The sequence below is a fragment of the Kordiimonas gwangyangensis DSM 19435 = JCM 12864 genome (genome assembly GCF_000375545.1).
GTDB classification, from domain to species: Bacteria; Pseudomonadota; Alphaproteobacteria; order Sphingomonadales; family Kordiimonadaceae; genus Kordiimonas; species Kordiimonas gwangyangensis.
Map to the genome: position 1 here is coordinate 434,492 of NZ_AQXF01000004.1, position 18,230 is coordinate 452,721.

Genomic DNA, 18,230 nt, shown 5'->3' on the forward strand with positions numbered 1-18,230 from the left:
CTAGCGGGCTTTCCGGGCGACCAGATGAAAACCGCGCATGGGGTTGAGCTTGACGTCCCAGTCGCCTTTACGGCCAACACCCCGTACGAAGTCGTCGGTCTCAAACCTATGTGTGCTCAAGGGTTCAAGGCCATGGGTGCGCATACAGTCGAACCACCAGTCGCGGGACCGCAGGGTCACATGCCAGCGGTGGCCGGTAGCAGCATCATAGTCCGGGAACTGGGCGACGGATGCAACGAAGTACCCATCGGCATTCAGGTGGTCGCGGATATTGCCCAACAGGCAGGGCAGCAGCGGCTCATCAATATGCTCCAGCACTTCCCAGGCGGTGATGAAATCAAAGCGCGCATCGCCACCATTCGCTGATTTTACCCTGAACGGTTTGGTAATATCGCAGGTGCGCAAGTTGTTGGGGATAACCCGCCAGAAGCCCAGCTGTTCCTTGAGGGCAAAGTCGCTGCCTTCAAGCCCGACAGAGGTGTGGCCCCGCGTGATGAAATCATGCACCAGCCCACCTCCGGCGCAGCCGAGATCCATGTGTGAGAGCCGCCCGGGCTTTTGCCGCTCACAGGCCGCTACAAAACGGGGCGAGCGTGAATTGTCGCTGGCCGCCCCTCTGGGGGCAATGGCATCGTCACTATAGGTCGCGACAGGGTGTTCGGTTTCAACCACATAGCCCTCGTCCGCAGGGCGTGCAGCGGCAGCATGAACCAGCAGGTCCAACAGCAGATTTTGTTCCGCATCACTCGCCGCCGGCCCAGCACTTGATGAGCCTGCACCAGTGTCAATGGCGCCTAGTAATGACTGGAAGGCCGGGAGCATGGCCGCAATCAACGTTTGGCCGTCCGCTGCCTGCGCTGGATTCTGATTCATGCGCGTGAGGAGATTGACCAGCATCTGCGCGGCGGGGCGGAAGAAAATATCTTCCCGTAGCAACTGGCACGCGCCCTTGAGCGCGGCGCCATATTGTTCGGTGGCAATATACCCATGGCAGCGCCAGAATTGCAGCCACTGCGAACTGTGACCACCGGCCTCTGCGCGGTTCAGAAGGTCGATGGCTCTCTCATAGTCCTGCTGTGTCCGGATCAGGCTGACACCGAGGAAATATTGTTCTTCCGCAGACAGGCGGGCTGTCTGAGTACTGCTCAACTTATCAATCACCGCGGCAAAATCGGACGCGTGAAATTTTTCGATCAGGTCTCCAAGCGCGGAGTTCTCAGCCATGATAGTTTTCCAGAAGTTTACACATGTCGCCAAGTAGCCGCTCGTAAGACGCGCCGCCAAATAGATAATGGCTCAGGTCAAAAAAGCGGCTGCCGTCGGCGTAGAAAGGCGGCATGTCTTTACTGCCAAACAGCGTCCATGGCGCTCCCAGGTTCACGAGCCAGACGGGTGCACCGCATGCTGCTGCAAAGCTTTGCGTGGCGGTGGCAGGACCAATCACAAGATCCATGCGCGACATGGTCGCGAGGTTGAAGTCGATATCCTTTTTGAGATCATAGCCCTCAAAGATATGCACGTTCGTAAATTCAGCGAGGCTCGCCAGTTCTTCGTCGCTGGCTGCATACTGCAGCACAAAGAAGTCCGCATCGACCGCCTTGACAAGGTCTTTGATGAAGTCGAGCGACAGGTAATAAAAACCGCGCGCATTCTCCATTTTGCCGCTGCGCCACGAAATGCCGATCTTCAGACGGCCTGCGCTTCCGAGCGCGGGGAACTGGCCGGTGACCGCTTTGGCAAGCGTGGTGTCATGCGCAAGATAGGCCTGCGAGAAACGCGTCAGGTTTTCATAGGTCTGAACATAGTAGGCGAACAGGTCACCGATGTAGATTGCGATATCGAAGCCCTTGGCTTGAGTGTCGTCGAGGCCGGTAATATTACGGCTACGCCCCTTATAGCCACGTTCATCGCTGTAGCCATATATTGTGGCTGAGGGGAAGGATTGCTTGAAAATACCAATCAGTCGTGGCTCGCAGCAGATACTGACGTCTGCTGCCTCCTCAAGAAGTTGCGGCACCGCAGACGCAAACAGCACCTCGTCCCCAATGCCCTGCTCGGCACAAACAAGCACCCTTTTGCCAGCCAGCGACTGGCCTTCTTTCCAGAAGGGAATGCCGTGAGTGTATTGTGCCACCTTGCTGTAGCCAAATGAAGGATCATTCCGGAACCGGTATTTTTTCCAGCCCTCTTCAAGCCGCCCGTCGGCGAGTAACATCAGGCCTAAGGTTAGATTGATCTGCGGGTTTCTGGGTGCAAGCCGGAGTGCCTCGCGCAGGTTGGTTTCCGTGAACTCGGGGTGATGGGCAATGGCAGTAGCATAATTGTAGCGAAAGACCGCGTTCTTGGGTTCAATCTGCACGGCGCATTCAAAGAAATGCCGTGCATCGTCAATTTTATTCAGGTGATTGAGGCTGAGGACACCAAGGCTGTTCCAAAGCCGTGCAGCTTGCGGGAATTGCTCAATTGCGGCGAGCGCGATTTCCAGCGCCTGGTTAGCTTCGCCGCTTTGGCGTAGGCATTCAATCAGCGCGGCGTAATGGTCCGCTTTGTCGGGCACCAGTTGTACGAGACGCGAGTAAAACTTTGCGCCCATGTCGTACATTTGCAGCCGTTCGGCGATTTCCCCCGCGAGCAACAGAAGCTCGCTGCTTTCGCCCGCTATTTTAAACGCGTCGATAAGGATTTGCAGGGCGGTCTCATTTTCGCCGATATCAATCAGGGAGCCTGCGCATACCATCAACACACGGGTGCTTTTCGGGCAGGTGTGCCAAGCCGCTACCAGTTGCTGCTTGCCGTCTTCAAGGTGGCCGCGCTGAATAACGGCAAGCGCTTGCTTACTGAGCTTCAGGGCCTTGGCTTCTTCCGGGGCAGTGCGCGGCATAAGAGACTGAACTTTCCTCTAAAATAGGGTCAGCACGCCGCAGGTATTTGCTGGCAGTACATCGACTTCGAGGTAAGAGAATGGACTGTAGAGTCTGACCGTGTCAAGATAACCTCCGTCGCTTGCCGGGGGGGAGTGGCGCCCAAATCAATGAAATTTCTTCGCCGGGTATATTGGGTGAGCTATTGAAAAATATACTCTTTTTGTCGCCGACGCCATCGCATCCGCAAACGCAGGGAAACCGCAGGCGCACCTATGAAGTGTGCCAGCGGTTCAAGCAGCAGGGCTATGCTGTGCACTTTGTATGGCTCGCGAGTGAATGGCGCGGTGTCATAAGTCATGATGCGCTCAACGCGATGCGGGATGCGTGGGACCATGTGCATGTGGTGCCGCATAGCGGGCCAAATGGCGGGTTTGAGGGCACGCTTGACGCGCTTTGGACCAAGGGGCTCGAAGATATGGTCGGCTGGCTGCGCCTCAACTTTGAGTTTGAGGTTGTATGGGCCCACTATGTATTGCTGTCCAAAGTATGTGAGCTTTTTAAGGGTGAGGCGACGGTCACGGTTGTGGATACCCATGACGTGCTGGGTGATCGTGACGCCATCTTCAAGCCGTTTGGCCGGAAAAGCGATTTTGCCTCCCTGACGCGTGAGGAAGAAAAGCGCGGTCTCGCGCGGGCGGATTTTGCCGTCGCCTGCCAGCCTGAGGATGAAGAATATTTCAAGCGTGAGTATGGGCTTCAAAACACGCTGACAATTGGCCAAATCCAGCATGCGACCGTGATCCCCGAACGCAAAGGCCCAGGCAAGACCGTCGGTTTTATTGGCAGCCAGAATGCGGTCAATGTCGAAAGCCTGAAGCAGTTGGTGGCGGAACTCGTAGCGCTCCGCCAGATGTTGCCGAATGATTTTCGCTTGCGGCTTGCGGGGAGCATGACCCGCGGAACCGATATTCACTTGCCCGGCTTTGTTGAGAACTGCGGCTATGTTGACGACTTGGCGGGGTTTTATGCCTCGGCTGACCTTATGGTCTTGCCGCTTGAATTTGGAACCGGACTGAAGGTCAAATCCGTCGAAGCGGTGTCGTTCGGGGTGCCGGTGTTGGGCACCGAACATGCGTTTATCGGCCTCGTCACGGATGAACCGTTGCATCAGTTTCAGACTGTGAAAGCTTTGGTGCGAGCGATACCCGCTGTTCTTGCAGATGTTGATGAAAGAGTGCGCCTTGCCGCTATCTCGAGTGCAGTTTTTAAGGAATATCAAACGCGTACGGAAGAGCAGTTCCGCGCCTTTGAGCGCCTCAAGGAGGAAAGGCTTGCAAGCACCGCAGGCATTACGCATCAGTTTGACCGCGCGAGTGCCGCGGCCGGTACCCCGTTCTATATCTACGGCGCCGGTATAGGTGGCAAGATTGTCTTTGATGCGCTCGCTGACGAGCAACGCGCCATGTGCCTGGGGTTTCTTGACCTACATAAAGCGGGATCCAGCTTCTGTGACTTGCCGGTCTTGGCGCCAGAACAGGTCCCGGCACCAGCGCGGGCAGAAACCGGCGTGATAATTGCTATCATGACACTTGAGTGGAAAAGTGTTGCCCAGTCCCTCATGGATGCCGGGTTCAGGTCGCTGGTCTCGGCGCAGCGCTTCATTGTGGATAAGATGGTCTAGCCGGTCCGTCCGGAACGAAAGCAAGGGTGATGTATGGCGTTGATACTTGGGGTGAACTATCTGACCCACGATGGTTGTTTTTCGCTGGTGAAAGATGGCGAGCTATTGGCCGTCTATGAGGTGGAGCGCTTCAACCAGACTAAATTGGGCCGGGAACTCAAGCCGCAGGCGCTGGAGGCTATTCTGTCCGATTTTGGCTATACCCCAGACGATATTGACCACGTTAGTTTTTCCTACCACCCCGCCTATATGGAAGTGCGCAAGGAACAGACGCGCCAGCTATGGCGCGACAAGCCGTGGCAGGCCCGATCAGATATTGACGCCATTGAATGGATGATGGACACGAGCCGTGTCGCGCTGGGTCGCTTAGTGGGCGGCGAGGAAAAAATCATCCCTGTTCGCCATCACCTGGCCCACCTCGCGGGTGTATATTACCCGTCAGGCTGTGAAAGCGCGGCGATCATCAGTATTGACGGGATTGGTGAAGCCGAATCGACCGTTATCGCCCTTGGACAGCGAGATGAAATCAACATCCTGCGGCACAATCAGTTCCCCAATTCGCTTGGACTTATCTACTACTGCGTAACGGAATGGCTTGGCTGGTATACCGGCGAAGAGGGTAAAACCATGGCGCTTGCGAGCTACGGTGAGCCTACCTATCTATCCACGTTCCTCGACGAGTTTATTGATCTCTCGGACGATGGCTTTTTCACCTGCAAGAACTATCCCACACCAAAGGCATTTCTCAACACTGTGTTTGGTCCTGCGCGCCAGCCGCACGAAGCATTAACCCAGCGTCACAAGGATATGGCTGCAACGGTGCAGCATCTCACCAATGAAATTCTGATACGCCTTGCCCGCTATACCAAAAAGATTGCACCCGCAGATACGCTGATCATCACGGGCGGGGTTGCCCTCAATAGTGTTGCAAACGGCAAGGTGTTGCGGGAGGGCATCTTCAAGAATTTGCTTGCCTACCCGCACGCCAACGATACCGGTGTGGCCATAGGCGGGGCCATGTGGCTCGAGCGGCATGTGGTCGGCAACCGCAGTATGCACAAAATAAAGCCGTTCACTGGAGCCTATTGGGGGCGAGAGATGGACCTGGAAAACCTGCCTGGTCTCGCGGAAAAATTTGGCTTGAGTTATCAAACGATCGATACGCCGGAGGCGTGGGCGGCAGAGCGTATTGCAGACGGTAAAATTGTTGGATGGATCCAGGGACGTGCCGAGCTTGGGCCCCGTGCACTTGGGAACCGGAGCATCCTTGCGAACGCATGCAGCGCGGAAACCAAAGACACTATCAACGCCAAGATCAAAAATCGGGAGATGTGGCGCCCATTCGCGCCCTCGGTGCTTGCGGAGGACACGTCAGTCTATTTCGAGACAGAGCAGGTTCTGCCCTATATGATCATCGTCGCGGATGTAAGAGCCGAGTGGCGCGAGAAATTAGCAGCTGTGACACATGTGGACGGCACGGCCCGCGTGCAGTCTGTCGAACAGCGGGTCAATCCGCGTTATCATGCCCTGCTTTCGGCACTGAAGGACCGCACGGGTGTTGGCATGGTGCTCAATACCTCCTTCAATGATCGGGGCGAGCCGATTGTCAATACTGTCGAACAAGCGCTGCGGCTTTTCCTGCGGTCGGACATGGACGCGCTGGTAATTGGTAATCATGTTTTTGAGACCAAGCCGACAAGTGGCCGCGACCGGACACCTTTCTCGGCATTTTTGTATTCCCTGCCGCCCCATGCTTGCCCTCATGCGCATGTCCTGATGGGGGACTTTGGTGTACCGCTCAGTCGCTATAAATCCTTTTTCGAACAAGCGGCGCGGTATTTTACAAAGCTGAGCTTCGATCCTTCTGTGCCGCGAGCCGACATCGCCGCCCTCATCGGTGACATTCCGGATGGCTGGTTGTGGGAGGAAATTGCAGCACCTTGTGACCGCGTCCTGTTGCTTGGTGCCGAATACGGTGCCTTTTGGTTGCTGCGGAAATCGGTATGCCAGTCACCGGTTCTGCAACAGGCGCAGGACATGGCTGCGTCCGTCGGGGCTGTTGCCTATGGTGTTGATTGCAATGGCGGCTTTACAGATCTGGCGTTTGTACAGGAGATCGCTGGCGCCGTTACAGGCGTCGAAATATAGCTCAAGCCTGATTTTCGCACTGCTCTATAGCAGCCTCAATGATCGACATTTCCTCTGGTAGCAGGATTTGTCGCATCTGCGCGAGCAGGCTGGCTTTTGCAATGTCCTGCCCATAAAGCGAAAGCAGGAGCAAGACCGAGAAATACTCACGCGCAGTTGAGAGCAGGGAGAAGTTTTTTACGAAAACGAAATCATGCTCGGTCGGGCAATGCGGCTTATAATTGCAGGTCAAAAGGTGAAAGCCTTGTGTGGCGAGGAATGCCTGTGTTTCATAGGCAAGTGGCTGCTTAGCATACTGCCGTATGGACGAGAGTTCAGCAATTATGACGCTGGCGTGTTGCAGGCAGCGCGGTGCCCCTGTGAGGATTTCATGCTCTGCGCCTTGAGTGTCGAGCTTCAGCCAATCAGGCATGGGCAGGCCCTCGGCAGCAACGCTATCCAGGTTCCGCACCTCCACAGCCGTTTTCCGTACCACGGAGAATTTCTGAGCAATGTCGGGCGAGAATATTTCAGCGACCACGGCCATGTCTGGCGGGAAAAGCGAACTGCAGGTGGGTTCCTGCAGAACGAATAGGGTGCGCGTTCCATCTGTGCCGGCCAAGGCGTATGGCAGGGCCGTTTCGTATTGGCCGCTGGCGAGCAGTTTTGTGCATTCAGCCTCATCAGGTTCGAATGCCACTTTCCTCATATACCGGGTATATGCGGATGCGGGGCGCATATGATTGAACCATTCCGGGAGCATATAATTGGCGCCAAGCCGGGCACCAATGTCATAGAAAACGATATCCGCTGGTTGCCGATCCATCACCGGTTTAGTCTCGCTCTTGTTCCTTCGTATAAAGCAACTATCCACCAAATTGGCACTGACGCCAACCATCGCTTCCGATCTCTGTATGTAGGAAGATTTGCAATCGATTGCAATGTCGGTATGATCCCAGCCTTGCTTGGTGCGATTTCGGGAGGGAAATATGGTCACGCGCTTTTTGGGTAAACTGAGTATTGGTGCGATGTTCCTTGCAGCAGCTTGCGCTGCCGAGCCTTATAATCCAACTAGTTCCGCGCCCGAGCTGCATTTTTCTGTCACCGAAGGCAATATCTATAACGAGTTTTACCGCGACGGCCCAGTGGCCGCACATACAGTGCTCACATCTGGCACCAAACCGCGACTGATTGTGGCTTATCCCGCAGGTAATAGCGGTGTCAGCCTGTGGTTTCGCGAGGCTGGTGCAGCCGTAAAGTGGGCAAAGCCGCAGGCGATGAAGCCGGTCACGGAAAGTAGTGAGACTGGGCCACTTCATGGTGTCGAGATGATGCTCTCGCTCCACGCGTCTGAGCTTACTCTTGAAAAAGCTGTGCTTGGCAATATTCGCACTATCCGCACCTATCTGCATGAGCGCACTGTCGACCCCCGCGTAGCGACACCCCTCACGCGCGACGGTGACAGCCTTATCTGGCAGCGTCGTCGGCTTGACGGCAAGGGCGGCTATAAAATCCGCTTGGACCCAATGGGCGGTACCACTGCTATCGTCGATGGTGGGGCTGTTACCTTGAAGGCAGGCATGGATGACCGTATCAGCTTTCATCTCACCGCACTCTCGGGTGACGAGCCGCTGACCCCCATCGGCAAAGATGAAATGCTGCGCCCAAGGGCTGCGAAAGACGAGCTCTCCCGAAATATCCTTGCGTTTCTGTCTTACAAAGAAAAGCTGCTCGCGGGCTCATGGCGCTTCAATACTTATTTTGGCCGGGATACCCTGCTCACGACAGCCCTACTGATGCCGGTCTTGGAGGATCAAGTGACCGAAGCGGCGCTCGGCTCTGTCATGCAGAGGCTGGCGCCAAGTGGGGAAGTCGCGCACGAAGAAGACATTGGCGAGTTTGCCGTGCTGAGGCAGCTGGATGGTGGCGGCAATGCTGAAGCCAAACCAGTCTACGACTACGCCATGGTTGACGAAGATTATATGCTCGCGCCTGTACTGGCGCAGTATGCGCGGTCGCAGGGTGGGGTGACGAAGGTTAAACTGTTGCTCACCCAGAAGACAAGTGCAGGTGAGACCTATGGCGCGGCACTGATGCGCAACATTGCGCTGGTGATAGCGAGCGCAACCCCTTTTGCCGAGGCGCCCACGGCATCAAATCTCATTGCTATTGAAGACGGTATGCGTGTGGGGGAGTGGCGCGACAGCCAGGAAGGCTTGGGCAATGGCCGCTATGCCTACAATGTCAATGCGGTGTTGGTACCAGCGGCGCTCGAAGCCATCGCCACGCTTGACGCGGCTGGCGTGCTCACGCCGTTTACCGGTGGCACCGACCTGAGCAAGGCCAAGGCATACGCCGACACATGGGTGGCCGAGGCTCCCAAGCTGTTTGATGTAAGCATATCCGCTGATATCGCCCGCAAGGAAATCAATGCATATGCTGATACGCAGGGTGTGCCTGCGGCGGATGCGCTTGAGTTTGTTCACGAGGCTGGTGTTACCTTTCCCGCCCTTTCGCTCGATGCCGACGGCAGGCCCATCCCGGTGTTGCAGTCAGACCCGGGCTTTATGCTGTTCCTTCGCGACCCGGCACCGGAAGTGCTTGAGCGCTCGCTTGAGGAGATCATGCATCCCTTCCCCGCAGGCCTCATGACCCCTGTGGGCATGGTGGTTGCGAACCCTGTGTATGCGGATGATGCGCTGGAGGCGATTTTCACCAAAGGGCACTATCACGGCCCGGTGGTCTGGCCGTGGCAGCAGGCGATGATGGCAGCGGGACTCAAGAGGCAGCTCGAGCGTGAGGATCTGCCGGTAAACCTGCGGGAGAAACTCAAAGCCTACCAAAAAGAACTCTGGAAGGTCATCGGGGCGGGCCATGATGTCAAAACTGCCGAGCTGTGGTCGTGGGAATTCCGTGATGGCGCTTACCATGCTGCTGCATACGGTCAGGGCAAAGGTCACCTGACAGAATCAAATGCAGCCCAGCTCTGGAGCACGGTTTACTTGGCCGTGCAGCACCAAACTGCAGCGCAGAAGGAAGACTAGTTTTTGCGGCTCAGGCGCTCCAGCAGTACGCCGGGCATATCTTTGCTGGCCGCAAGGTATGATGTCTTCTCGCCAATCTTGTGCAGCTGGATAAGCTCGTCGCTTGCGAGGCTCTGACGCACCGTCAGGTCGGCGAATACCTCGGGGTCGAATACGGTATAATAGTTCCGTTCGGCCACCATGAGGGTCAGACGCCGCCTGATCGAAGCGCCCTCAATGCGCATGATCTTGTCATCGGGCACGCCGTTTTGCAGCAAGATCTCACACTGGATGGAATTCAGGGTACAGCTCACAAGCGCGCCACTTTCAATGACGTCTGCTATCGTGGTGTTCGGGTCAACCGTGCCTTTTAGACCGTATAAATAATAGTTGGTGGTGACGAGCGGTTCGAGCCAGTGGAACTGCTCTTCGCGCACCGGTGTCCGGTCAACGGGGAACAGGAGCGAGTTGGGCGTCGCAATGGTGCGCCTGAAAGCGGCGGACCATGGCAGCAATGACATGTTTGCCTTGAAGCCGCGATCCTCAAGATACTTGTTCACCACGGGCACGAGCGAGCCCACCAGCACACCATTTTCCCGCGTAATATACGGCGGGATCGCCGCAGTGTAGACGTCAATCTCGATTGCGTCGTCCGCCGCCGAAGGCGCGGCGGCAAGCAGCGCGCTAAGAAGCGCTGCGAGTGTTTTGCGGACGATCAGGGAATATACGCTCATTACACCGGTTCTCAGGGCAGATCATTGCGCGCACAGAGTATTCACTTTGTCGCCAAAAGAAAACCCTGGGCTTACGCTTGATGGGTGGTTTTGCCGCCCATGATAGTCTCCACAACCTTGATGTCTTTGAGAGCGTCAGGGTCGGCTTTGGCAGGGTCGCGTTCCAGCAGCACAATATCCGCGAGCTTACCAGGCGTGAGGGAGCCTTTGATGTCCTCTTCAATCGATGCATAGGCGCCGTTTACGGTGCAGATTTGCATGGCTTCCATCACGCTCACGCGTTGGCTGGCGCCCCAAACATGGCCCGATGGGTCCTTACGGGTGACCATGCTTTGTAGCGCCATCATCGGCTCATAAGGGCCGGGGGTATAGTCGGACGCGGGCGCCACGGGCACACCCGCATCAAGGAAGGCCTTGTGCGCGAACATCCATTCCATCTTCTCGTCCCCATACTCATGCCACTTCTCACCGTGATAATGGGCATATGTATAGAAAGGAGCGGGGATGGTGCCGGTCGCCTTGATACGTTTGATAAGCTCAGGGTTTACAAGTGAACAGTGCTCGATGCGCAGGCGCGGGTTCGGGCCTTGCCAGCCTTTGAGCGCTTTCTCGTATGCGGTTAGCACCATATCGATCGCCACATCACCGTTCGCGTGAATGCCAATGCGCCAGCCGTGTGCGAGGGCGTCGTCGGTTGCGGCCTGCACCTCTTCGGCATTCATCATCAGGATGCCGAAATCCTCCGGGCGGCCTTTATACGGCGTGCTCATGCGCATGGTGCGTTCGGACGCAGAGCCATCGACCGCGTATTTCACTGCGCCAAGCCTCAGCATCTCGTCTCCGTCACCAGACTTCAGGCCTTGTTCGCGTAGCACGTGGTAAGCGGGGGCGTCTTCACCCGGCAAGGCAACGCCGCCTGGCATGAAGGAAATGCGGCAGGAAAGCTCGCCGGCCGCGTGTGCGTCACCATAAGTTTCCCATTCGGTGAGGGAACCAAAGGCATCGGTCGTGGACGTCAGGCCGCTCGCCGCCATGCGTTTGGTGATCAGGCGCGCGTTTTCCTGTCGCGTTTCGCGCGTGACCTCGGGCCATGTGCCGACGGTATGGAATATCTTGAGCGCAGTTTCGGCGATACGGCCTGTCAGCTCGCCACCCTCGCGGTAATATTTCCCGCCCTGTGGGTCGGGGGTGCTCGCGTCAATACCAGCAAGAGCAAAAGCAGCCGAGTTCACAACAGCCGTATGACCGCCCCGGTGCTGGATGAAAATGGGGTGCTCATCCCCAAGTTTGTCGAGGTCGGCACGGGTGACGGGGCGGCCCTCTTCAAACTTGGTGTCGTCATACATGACCCCGAGGACCCAGTGGCCGGGCGGTGTGAGCTTTTTACGTTCCGCCAGTGCTTCCAGCACGCCGGGGATGGTGCGCACCCCTACGTTGGCGCTCACTGCCTCGTTGGCGAAAAGTGGGTGGCTGTGGGCATCAATGAAGCCCGGCGTGATCGTGAGCGTGCGGCCATCAATCACCCGTGTGCCGGGACCGATGAGCGCGTCAATCTCCGCCACGCTGCCCACGGCAAGAATGCGCCCGTTCGCGACCGCCAGCGCTTCCGGTGCCACAAAAGCAGCGTCCATCGTATGAAAGGTCCCGCCCTTGATGACAAGGTCTGCCTTGCCTGAGCTGTTGGCGAAAAGCCTTGGTGTTGCGGTGAATAAGCCAGCAGCTGCGGTGGCTTGCAGAAAATGGCGGCGTGACAGGCGCATGATGATTCCCCGTTGATGTCTCCCTTGCGGAAAACGGTACGGGAAGGTGCGGGTTTTGTAAATGACAGGCGGGTTGCCTAGGCCGCACAACAAAAAAGCCACCCTGAAGGGTGGCCTTTTTAAGTGGTGCCCGGGGGCGGATTCGAACCACCGACACGCGGATTTTCAATCCGCTGCTCTACCAACTGAGCTACCCGGGCAGGGTGTGATATACATTCAAAAGCAATATCATATTGCTCTGTTTGCGAAGGGGCTTATAGGCAATAATTCGGGGCCTGTCCAGCGCTGAATGTTATTTTTTTTACAAAGCCTCACATAGGCGCGGAGGCGCTGAAAACTGTGCAAAACCTGTGCGGAATGTGTGCGGGAAGTGTGCGGATTTTGACCCGATTTGTGCGGAAAGTGTGCGGGGTTTGTGCGGCGCTTCAGTCGCGCTCGTCAGCGATGCCCACATCGTCCGGGATTTCGCTGTCACCGGGGAGAGTATACTCCTCATTGAACCAGCGGCCAAGGTCTACATCGGCGCAGCGCTTGGAGCAGAAGGGACGAAATTCCTGGACTGTTGTTTTACCGCATTCGGGGCATTTCTGGGTGCTTGCCAAGTCGGCCTCCTACTTGAGGGTTACATCCGCCGCGCCGCGCTCAAACGTGATGCCGCGCTGGGTCTGGAGTTTGAGGTCTTCCACATAGGACGGGTTGGCGTCAAACCATGCGATCACACTGTCGGATGCGGTGATCACCAGATTGCCGCGTTCTGCCGTCCGGCCAAGGCGGCGGGCGCGGCGGATAAGATCAAGCGCCACGCTGTCGGCGCGGGGTGCTGGCGCGCGCGCCACCGTCATACGGTCGCGGAGCGACAGGCCATGGCGGCGGCGGTTGATCTCCACCAGCCCAAATTGCGAGATGCCGGTATGCTGGACCGGCACGGGGTCACCCTCAAATGCGGCATCCAGCGCTGACATCAGGTCCCGCGCCGCGCCTTTGGCCGACATATCGATAAAATCAACAACCACAAGGCCGCCGATCTCCTGGAAACGCAGGTGATAGCCGACGGCCATCGCGGCTTCCATATTCACAACGAGCTTGGCGTCCCCCGCCGAGCGGCCCTGAAGCGCGCTGCCCATGTTCACATCCACCACCGTGAGCGCACGGGTCTCGGTGATCGAAATCCAGCCACCGGAGGGCAGCTCGATCTTGTCCGCGAGAGCCTCCTCAATCGCTTCCTCAACACCATAAAACTCGAATGCGGCGCCTTCACCGTCATAAAGTTTGAGGCGGTCCTCAAGGTCCGGCCAGTTGGATTTGGCGAGCGACCGCGCGTTGGCGAAATTACCGCCACCCTCAACCATCACCGGTCCCACCCCTTCGGGTACCGCGACAAGCGCTTGCTCAGCCGGTGCGAACGCGAACATCAGGCCGGGTGCGTCGGGCGTGGTATTGATCGCATCAAGGAAACGTTTCGCTTCCGCGGCCACAAACTCAGGCGCGACCTCACCGGAGCGGGAGCGCACAATGATGGCACCACCAGCGGTGAGCGGCTGCAGCGCGGCCTCAAGCGCCTTCTTAGCCTTGGGCGCGATGTCCTTGGAGAAATTGAGCCGCGCGGCACCGGCTTCCACCACCACATAGCGGCCCATCAGGCGCGGGCGCGGGGTGACGACAAAAGCCTTGTTTTCAACAACCGGCGGTTCGGCAACCACTTGCACGGGGAGCATCTGTCCCTCGGTCAGGCAGTCGCTGATGCTGTCGGCGCGGCCTTTGACAAGGAGCTTGGCGCGGCGCAGGTTCATCGCACCCATGCGGCCATCGCCCATATCAAGGAACGCCATGTCGAGCGTGCTGTCAACGCGGGTCACGCGGGCATAAAAGACCGCGTCCGTCGGGCTCAGCGCCACATCGTCATGGAAATGGAGGCTGAGGGGCAGGCCGTCTTCGTCGATTGTCGCGCTGCGCCACTGGCCGATGCCGGGCTCGATGATGGTCTCGAAACTCATGATGGTTTTTTCTCGTAAAAAGCTTCAAGCCAGCCGCCAACTTCAAAAAGTGGCAGGCCGACGACGCTACTGTAGGAACCCTGAATGAAGCGTACATAAGTGGCGGCGAGGCCCTGAACGGCATAACCGCCCGCCTTGCCGTGCCATTCGCCGCTTGCGATATAACGTTCGATATCCTCGTGCGATAGCACCTTGAAGCCGACCGTGGTGGTGACCGACTTGGTAAGCTGGCTGCCGTCAGCGCGCACGAGCGAGATGCCGGTGATCACCCGGTGACGACGACCGGAGAGAAGCGCGAGGCAGTCCCGCGCGGTCTGCTCGTCCTCGGCCTTGGGCAGAATGCGCCGCCCGCAGGCCACCACGGTATCGGCAGCGAGGATCAGCGCACCTTTGTGCGCGGTCGCGACTGCTGAGGCTTTCTCCGCCGCCAGCCGTTCGGCATAAGGCTTCGGGGCCTCGGCCACGTGCGGTGTCTCGTCAAGGTCCGCGGGGGCAATCACATCCGGTGTGATGCCGATTTGTGCCAGAAGGTCGCGCCGCCGAGGGGACGCGGACGCCAGCACAAGTGTATCAGCCTTGGGGGAGTGGGGCGCGGGGCCGGGCTTGCCTGTCATCACCCCGTCCGGGGATTTCATGGACGGTCCATGAGCCATCAAGCCACCCTGCGCCTTACTTGAAGCGGTAGGTGATGCGACCTTTGGTCAGATCGTACGGCGTCAGCTCAACGAGCACTTCATCGCCCGCGAGAACGCGAATGCGGTTCTTGCGCATTTTACCGGCCGTGTGGCCGAGAATTTCGTGGCCGTTTTCCAGCTCCACGCGGAACATTGCGTTCGGCAGCAGTTCTGTAACCGTGCCGCGCATTTCCAATACTTCTTCTTTAGCCATTATATCTCCTTGGGATGGCCTTCAATTCGCGCACATACATGAAGCGCTTGTCGCCGAAATGCAACAATTTTGGCGGAAATCCCACGATATTTGTGCGATTTGGGCTCATTTTGCCACAAGGGCCTGATTTTGGGTGTGGCTGTAACGCAGCTAGAACGGGAAACGGTCAGCGATACGGACCTCGAGATGGTCACGCACAAGGCGGTAGCTGTCCATCACCTGATTGCGGTTGCCTTCGCTGTCTGTCGGGTCTGGCGTGGGCCAAAACTCAAGCGACTCGGGTGATTTGAGCTTCTGCTTTTTGAGATGCGCGTGTGATTCGGCGGTCAGCGCGATCACCGCGTCAAACGCCGTAAGGTCCACGTCCGCGAGCGTCAGCGCTTTGTGGGTGGACAGGTCAATCTTCTCTTCCGCCATTGCGGAGACGGTGAAGGGGTCAAGCGCGCCCGCGATCAGCCCGGCTGATTCTACAAATAGCCGCCGTTTGCTGTGGCGTTTCGCCAGTGCTTCCGCCATCGGGCTACGGACCGCATTCTGGTTGCAGACAAAAAGCACACTTTTGGCCGGGGCCTTGCCCGGCGCTGGGGTGTTTGCTGTCTCGCTCATCGTGGGCCCCGTCCGTCCTTCAGGTGCAAAACGCATACAAGGGTGAACAGCCGCCTGGCGGTTGGCATGTCCACCTTGATCTTGCCGTCCAGTCGTTCCATCAGAAGTTCGCTGCCCTGGTTATGAAGCCCGCGCCGGCCCATATCGATGGCTTCGATCTGGCTGGGGCTCGCGGTTTTGATCGCTTCATAATAGCTGTCACAGATGGCGAAATAGTCACGGATGATGCGGCGAAACGGTGTGACGGCGAGGCGAAAGCTCATCAGCACATCGTCGCCCGTGCTTTTCACATCAAAGGCCAGCCGCCCTTCGGTGATCGAGAGATGCAGCTTGTAAGGGCCAACATAACGTTCGTCCGCCGACTTCAGAAGCTCGAAGCTGTTTTCCTCGAGAAGGTCAAAAATCGCGATGCGACGCTCATGCTCCACATCCGCGCTCCAGCGCGTCATGGTGCTTTCATCCAGCGTCACATCTACAAGCTTGTGTTTGGCCATGATGCTATTTTTGAAGGTCTTTCAAGCGAATAGCAACAGAAAGCGCGTGCGCGTCCAGCCCTTCTTCTTCCGCGAGGCGAACGGCAGAAGGGCCGATCACCTGTAGGCTTTCCGCCGTGCAGCCCACGAAAGTCGTGCGTTTCATGAAGTCATAAACGCTGAGGCCCGAGGAGAAACGCGCTGCGCGTGCCGTGGGCAAAACGTGGTTCGGACCCGCGACATAATCCCCGATGGCTTCGGGCGTATAACGGCCAAGGAAGATGGCACCAGCGTTCCGTACCTTCACGCGCATGGCTTCCGCGTCCGCGACTGCGAGCTCAAGGTGCTCGGGCGCGAGGCGATTGATGAGCGGGATAGCGTCCTCAAGCGTTTCCACCACGATGATGGCACCATAGGTGTTCCAGCTTTCAAGCGCGATCTCGGCGCGGGGCAGGGTGGCGAGGTGATCTTCAACAGCCTTGGCGACCATCTCACCGTATTTGGCGTCATCGGTGATCAGGATGCTTTGTGCCGCTGTGTCATGCTCAGCTTGCGAGAGAAGGTCCGCGGCGATCCAGCGCGGGTCGTTCTGATTATCAGCGACCACAAGGATTTCGCTGGGGCCTGCGATGGTATCAATGCCCACCTTGCCGAAGACCTGCCGCTTGGCCTCCGCCACAAATGCGTTGCCGGGGCCGACGATCTTGTCGACTGGGGCAATTGTTTCGGTTCCGAAAGCAAGTGCGGCCACAGCCTGTGCGCCGCCAATGCGGTAAATCTCGGTCACGCCCGCGAGCTTGGCAGCCGCGAGCACAAGCGGGTTCAAAACATCATCCGGCGTCGGCACCACCATGACCACACGGTCCACACCCGCGACACTAGCGGGGATAGCGTTCATCAGAACGCTTGAGGGGTAACTTGCGGTGCCGCCGGGCACATAAAGGCCCGCCGCCTCAACCGCCTGCCAGTTCTGGCCAAGGCGCACGCCGGCGTCGTCGGTGTAATCCAGCGCGTCTGGCACCTGCCGCTCGTGGAAGGCGCGGATACGGTCCGCCGCAACACGTAGGGCGTCCATGGTTGCGGCGTCCACCTGCGCGCAAGCGGCGTCCACTTCTTCCGCAGTGACCACAAGGCCGCGCGTGCGGGCATCGAAGCGGTCGAACTTGGTGGTGAGGTCATAAAGCGCGTCGTCACCGCGCGCCTTCACGTCCTCAATGATGCCCGTTACCACGTCGCGCACGTCGGTCGTGGTTTCGCGCTTGGCGGTCAGCAGTTTTTCAAAGTCTGCCGCAAAGTCTGCGGCGGTCGATTTAAGACGCAGAACCATTTTTCACGGCCTCCCTGAAACGTTCAATCCAGTAGCTGACCTCCCGCGGGCGGGTCTTGAAGGCGGCTCGATGAACCACAAGGCGGGAGGTAATATGCGTCAGCACCTCCACCTCCTTCAGTTTGTTGGCTTTAAGCGTGCCACCGGTTGACACAAGGTCCACAATGCGGCGCGACAGGCCAAGCTGCGGCGCCAGTTCCATCGCACCGTTCAGCTTGATACATTCGGCCTGCACGCCGCGTTCGGCATAGTAGCGGCGGGTGAGGTTCGGGTATTTGGTCGCCACCCGAATGTGGGACCATTCGCGCGGGTCTTCGTCCGCCTCATCCTCGGGCATCGCTAGCGAGAGGCGGCAGTGGCCGATATCAAGGTCCAGCGGGGAATAGAGGTCCGAATAGCCAAATTCCTGCAGCACGTCATTGCCGACAACGGCGAGATGCGCCGCTCCGAAAGCCGCGAAAGTGGCAGCGTCGAACGCACGCACGCGGATGATCGACAGGTTCTTCACGTTGGTGTCGAATTGCAGCGCGCGGGATTTGGGGTCATCAAACGCCGGTTCCGGATGGATGCCCGCCGCATGCACGAGAGGCATCACTTCTTCAAGGATGCGGCCTTTCGGGAGGGCGAGTACCAGTTTTTCACTGAGTTCCATGATGTTGGTCCGGTCGTTTGTTTTAAGGGAAATATTCCATAGGCTGTTTATATGTCGGTTTGGCGTTCCGACAATGATGTGACCCTCACGCTTTAGTCTAG

At 57.8% G+C, this 18,230-nt stretch carries 16 protein-coding genes and 1 tRNA gene; 3 read left to right on the forward strand and 14 right to left on the reverse strand.

Annotation, left to right across the window (positions count from 1 at the left end; genetic code table 11):
* Together B150_RS0113585 and B150_RS0113590 are read right to left on the reverse strand one after the other, a co-directional pair.
* The gene (locus B150_RS0113585; protein WP_020400486.1) at nucleotides 1-1,224 is read right to left on the reverse strand and encodes a class I SAM-dependent methyltransferase; all 1,224 of its coding nucleotides are present in this window, start codon (nucleotides 1,222-1,224) and stop codon (nucleotides 1-3) included.
* On the reverse strand, nucleotides 1,217-2,881 hold the full coding sequence (locus tag B150_RS0113590; RefSeq protein ID WP_020400487.1) for a tetratricopeptide repeat protein: 1,665 nt from the start codon (nucleotides 2,879-2,881) through the stop codon (nucleotides 1,217-1,219). Before B150_RS0113590 ends, B150_RS0113585 begins: the two co-directional genes overlap by 8 nt.
* A 293-nt stretch (nucleotides 2,882-3,174) precedes the next feature.
* On the opposite strand from B150_RS0113590, the gene B150_RS0113595 reads away from it, so the two are divergent.
* On the forward strand, nucleotides 3,175-4,545 hold the full coding sequence (locus tag B150_RS0113595; RefSeq protein WP_238322522.1) for a glycosyltransferase: 1,371 nt from the start codon (nucleotides 3,175-3,177) through the stop codon (nucleotides 4,543-4,545).
* Nucleotides 4,546-4,578: 33 nt separating this feature from the next.
* Nucleotides 4,579-6,693: a carbamoyltransferase family protein gene (locus B150_RS21115; RefSeq protein ID WP_020400489.1), complete on the forward strand. Its 2,115-nt coding sequence runs from the start codon at nucleotides 4,579-4,581 to the stop codon at nucleotides 6,691-6,693.
* Between the two features lies 1 nt (nucleotide 6,694).
* Here the strand turns inward: B150_RS21115 and B150_RS22525 are convergent, their stop codons facing one another.
* Entirely contained in the window at nucleotides 6,695-7,669 is a 975-nt protein-coding gene (locus B150_RS22525) for an FkbM family methyltransferase (RefSeq protein WP_155860066.1), read from the reverse strand.
* On the opposite strand from B150_RS22525, the gene B150_RS0113610 reads away from it, so the two are divergent.
* Nucleotides 7,662-9,716, forward strand: a complete 2,055-nt coding sequence (locus tag B150_RS0113610; RefSeq protein ID WP_020400491.1) for a hypothetical protein — start codon at nucleotides 7,662-7,664, stop codon at nucleotides 9,714-9,716. The two genes, B150_RS22525 and B150_RS0113610, sit on opposite strands and share 8 nt — an antisense overlap.
* On the opposite strand, the gene B150_RS0113615 is transcribed toward B150_RS0113610, so the two are convergent.
* From B150_RS0113615 to hisG, 11 genes are all read right to left on the reverse strand, one after another.
* The gene (locus B150_RS0113615) at nucleotides 9,713-10,429 is read right to left on the reverse strand and encodes a hypothetical protein (RefSeq protein ID WP_020400492.1); all 717 of its coding nucleotides are present in this window, start codon (nucleotides 10,427-10,429) and stop codon (nucleotides 9,713-9,715) included. The genes B150_RS0113610 and B150_RS0113615 overlap by 4 nt on opposite strands.
* Nucleotides 10,430-10,500: 71 nt before the next feature.
* Entirely contained in the window at nucleotides 10,501-12,189 is a 1,689-nt protein-coding gene (locus B150_RS0113620) for an amidohydrolase (RefSeq protein WP_020400493.1), read from the reverse strand.
* Between the two features lie 124 nt (nucleotides 12,190-12,313).
* A tRNA-Phe gene (locus tag B150_RS0113625) sits at nucleotides 12,314-12,389 on the reverse strand.
* Between the two features lie 225 nt (nucleotides 12,390-12,614).
* The gene (locus B150_RS23065; RefSeq protein ID WP_020400494.1) at nucleotides 12,615-12,791 is read right to left on the reverse strand and encodes a DNA gyrase inhibitor YacG; all 177 of its coding nucleotides are present in this window, start codon (nucleotides 12,789-12,791) and stop codon (nucleotides 12,615-12,617) included.
* A 9-nt stretch (nucleotides 12,792-12,800) separates the two neighbouring features.
* Nucleotides 12,801-14,183 (reverse strand): ribonuclease E/G, encoded by a 1,383-nt coding sequence (locus B150_RS0113635; RefSeq protein ID WP_020400495.1) that lies wholly within the window; start codon nucleotides 14,181-14,183, stop codon nucleotides 12,801-12,803.
* Entirely contained in the window at nucleotides 14,180-14,797 is a 618-nt protein-coding gene (locus B150_RS0113640; RefSeq protein WP_051078167.1) for a Maf family protein, read from the reverse strand. Before B150_RS0113640 ends, B150_RS0113635 begins: the two co-directional genes overlap by 4 nt.
* Nucleotides 14,798-14,852: 55 nt before the next feature.
* The gene (infA, locus tag B150_RS0113645; RefSeq protein WP_020400497.1) at nucleotides 14,853-15,071 is read right to left on the reverse strand and encodes a translation initiation factor IF-1; all 219 of its coding nucleotides are present in this window, start codon (nucleotides 15,069-15,071) and stop codon (nucleotides 14,853-14,855) included.
* A 150-nt stretch (nucleotides 15,072-15,221) separates the two neighbouring features.
* Complete coding sequence (locus B150_RS0113650) at nucleotides 15,222-15,677, reverse strand: arsenate-mycothiol transferase ArsC (RefSeq protein WP_020400498.1); 456 nt, start codon at nucleotides 15,675-15,677, stop codon at nucleotides 15,222-15,224.
* Nucleotides 15,674-16,171: a UPF0262 family protein gene (locus tag B150_RS0113655; protein WP_020400499.1), complete on the reverse strand. Its 498-nt coding sequence runs from the start codon at nucleotides 16,169-16,171 to the stop codon at nucleotides 15,674-15,676. The genes B150_RS0113650 and B150_RS0113655 overlap by 4 nt, the downstream gene beginning before the upstream one ends.
* A gap of 4 nt (nucleotides 16,172-16,175) precedes the next feature.
* Nucleotides 16,176-17,477 carry a histidinol dehydrogenase gene (gene hisD / locus B150_RS0113660; RefSeq protein ID WP_020400500.1) on the reverse strand — a complete coding sequence of 434 codons (1,302 nt, stop codon included), beginning with the start codon at nucleotides 17,475-17,477 and terminating at the stop codon, nucleotides 16,176-16,178.
* Nucleotides 17,461-18,129, reverse strand: coding sequence for an ATP phosphoribosyltransferase (gene hisG, locus B150_RS0113665; protein ID WP_020400501.1), 669 nt, complete (start codon nucleotides 18,127-18,129; stop codon nucleotides 17,461-17,463). The genes hisD and hisG overlap by 17 nt, the downstream gene beginning before the upstream one ends.
* Nucleotides 18,130-18,230: the final 101 nt, after the last annotated feature.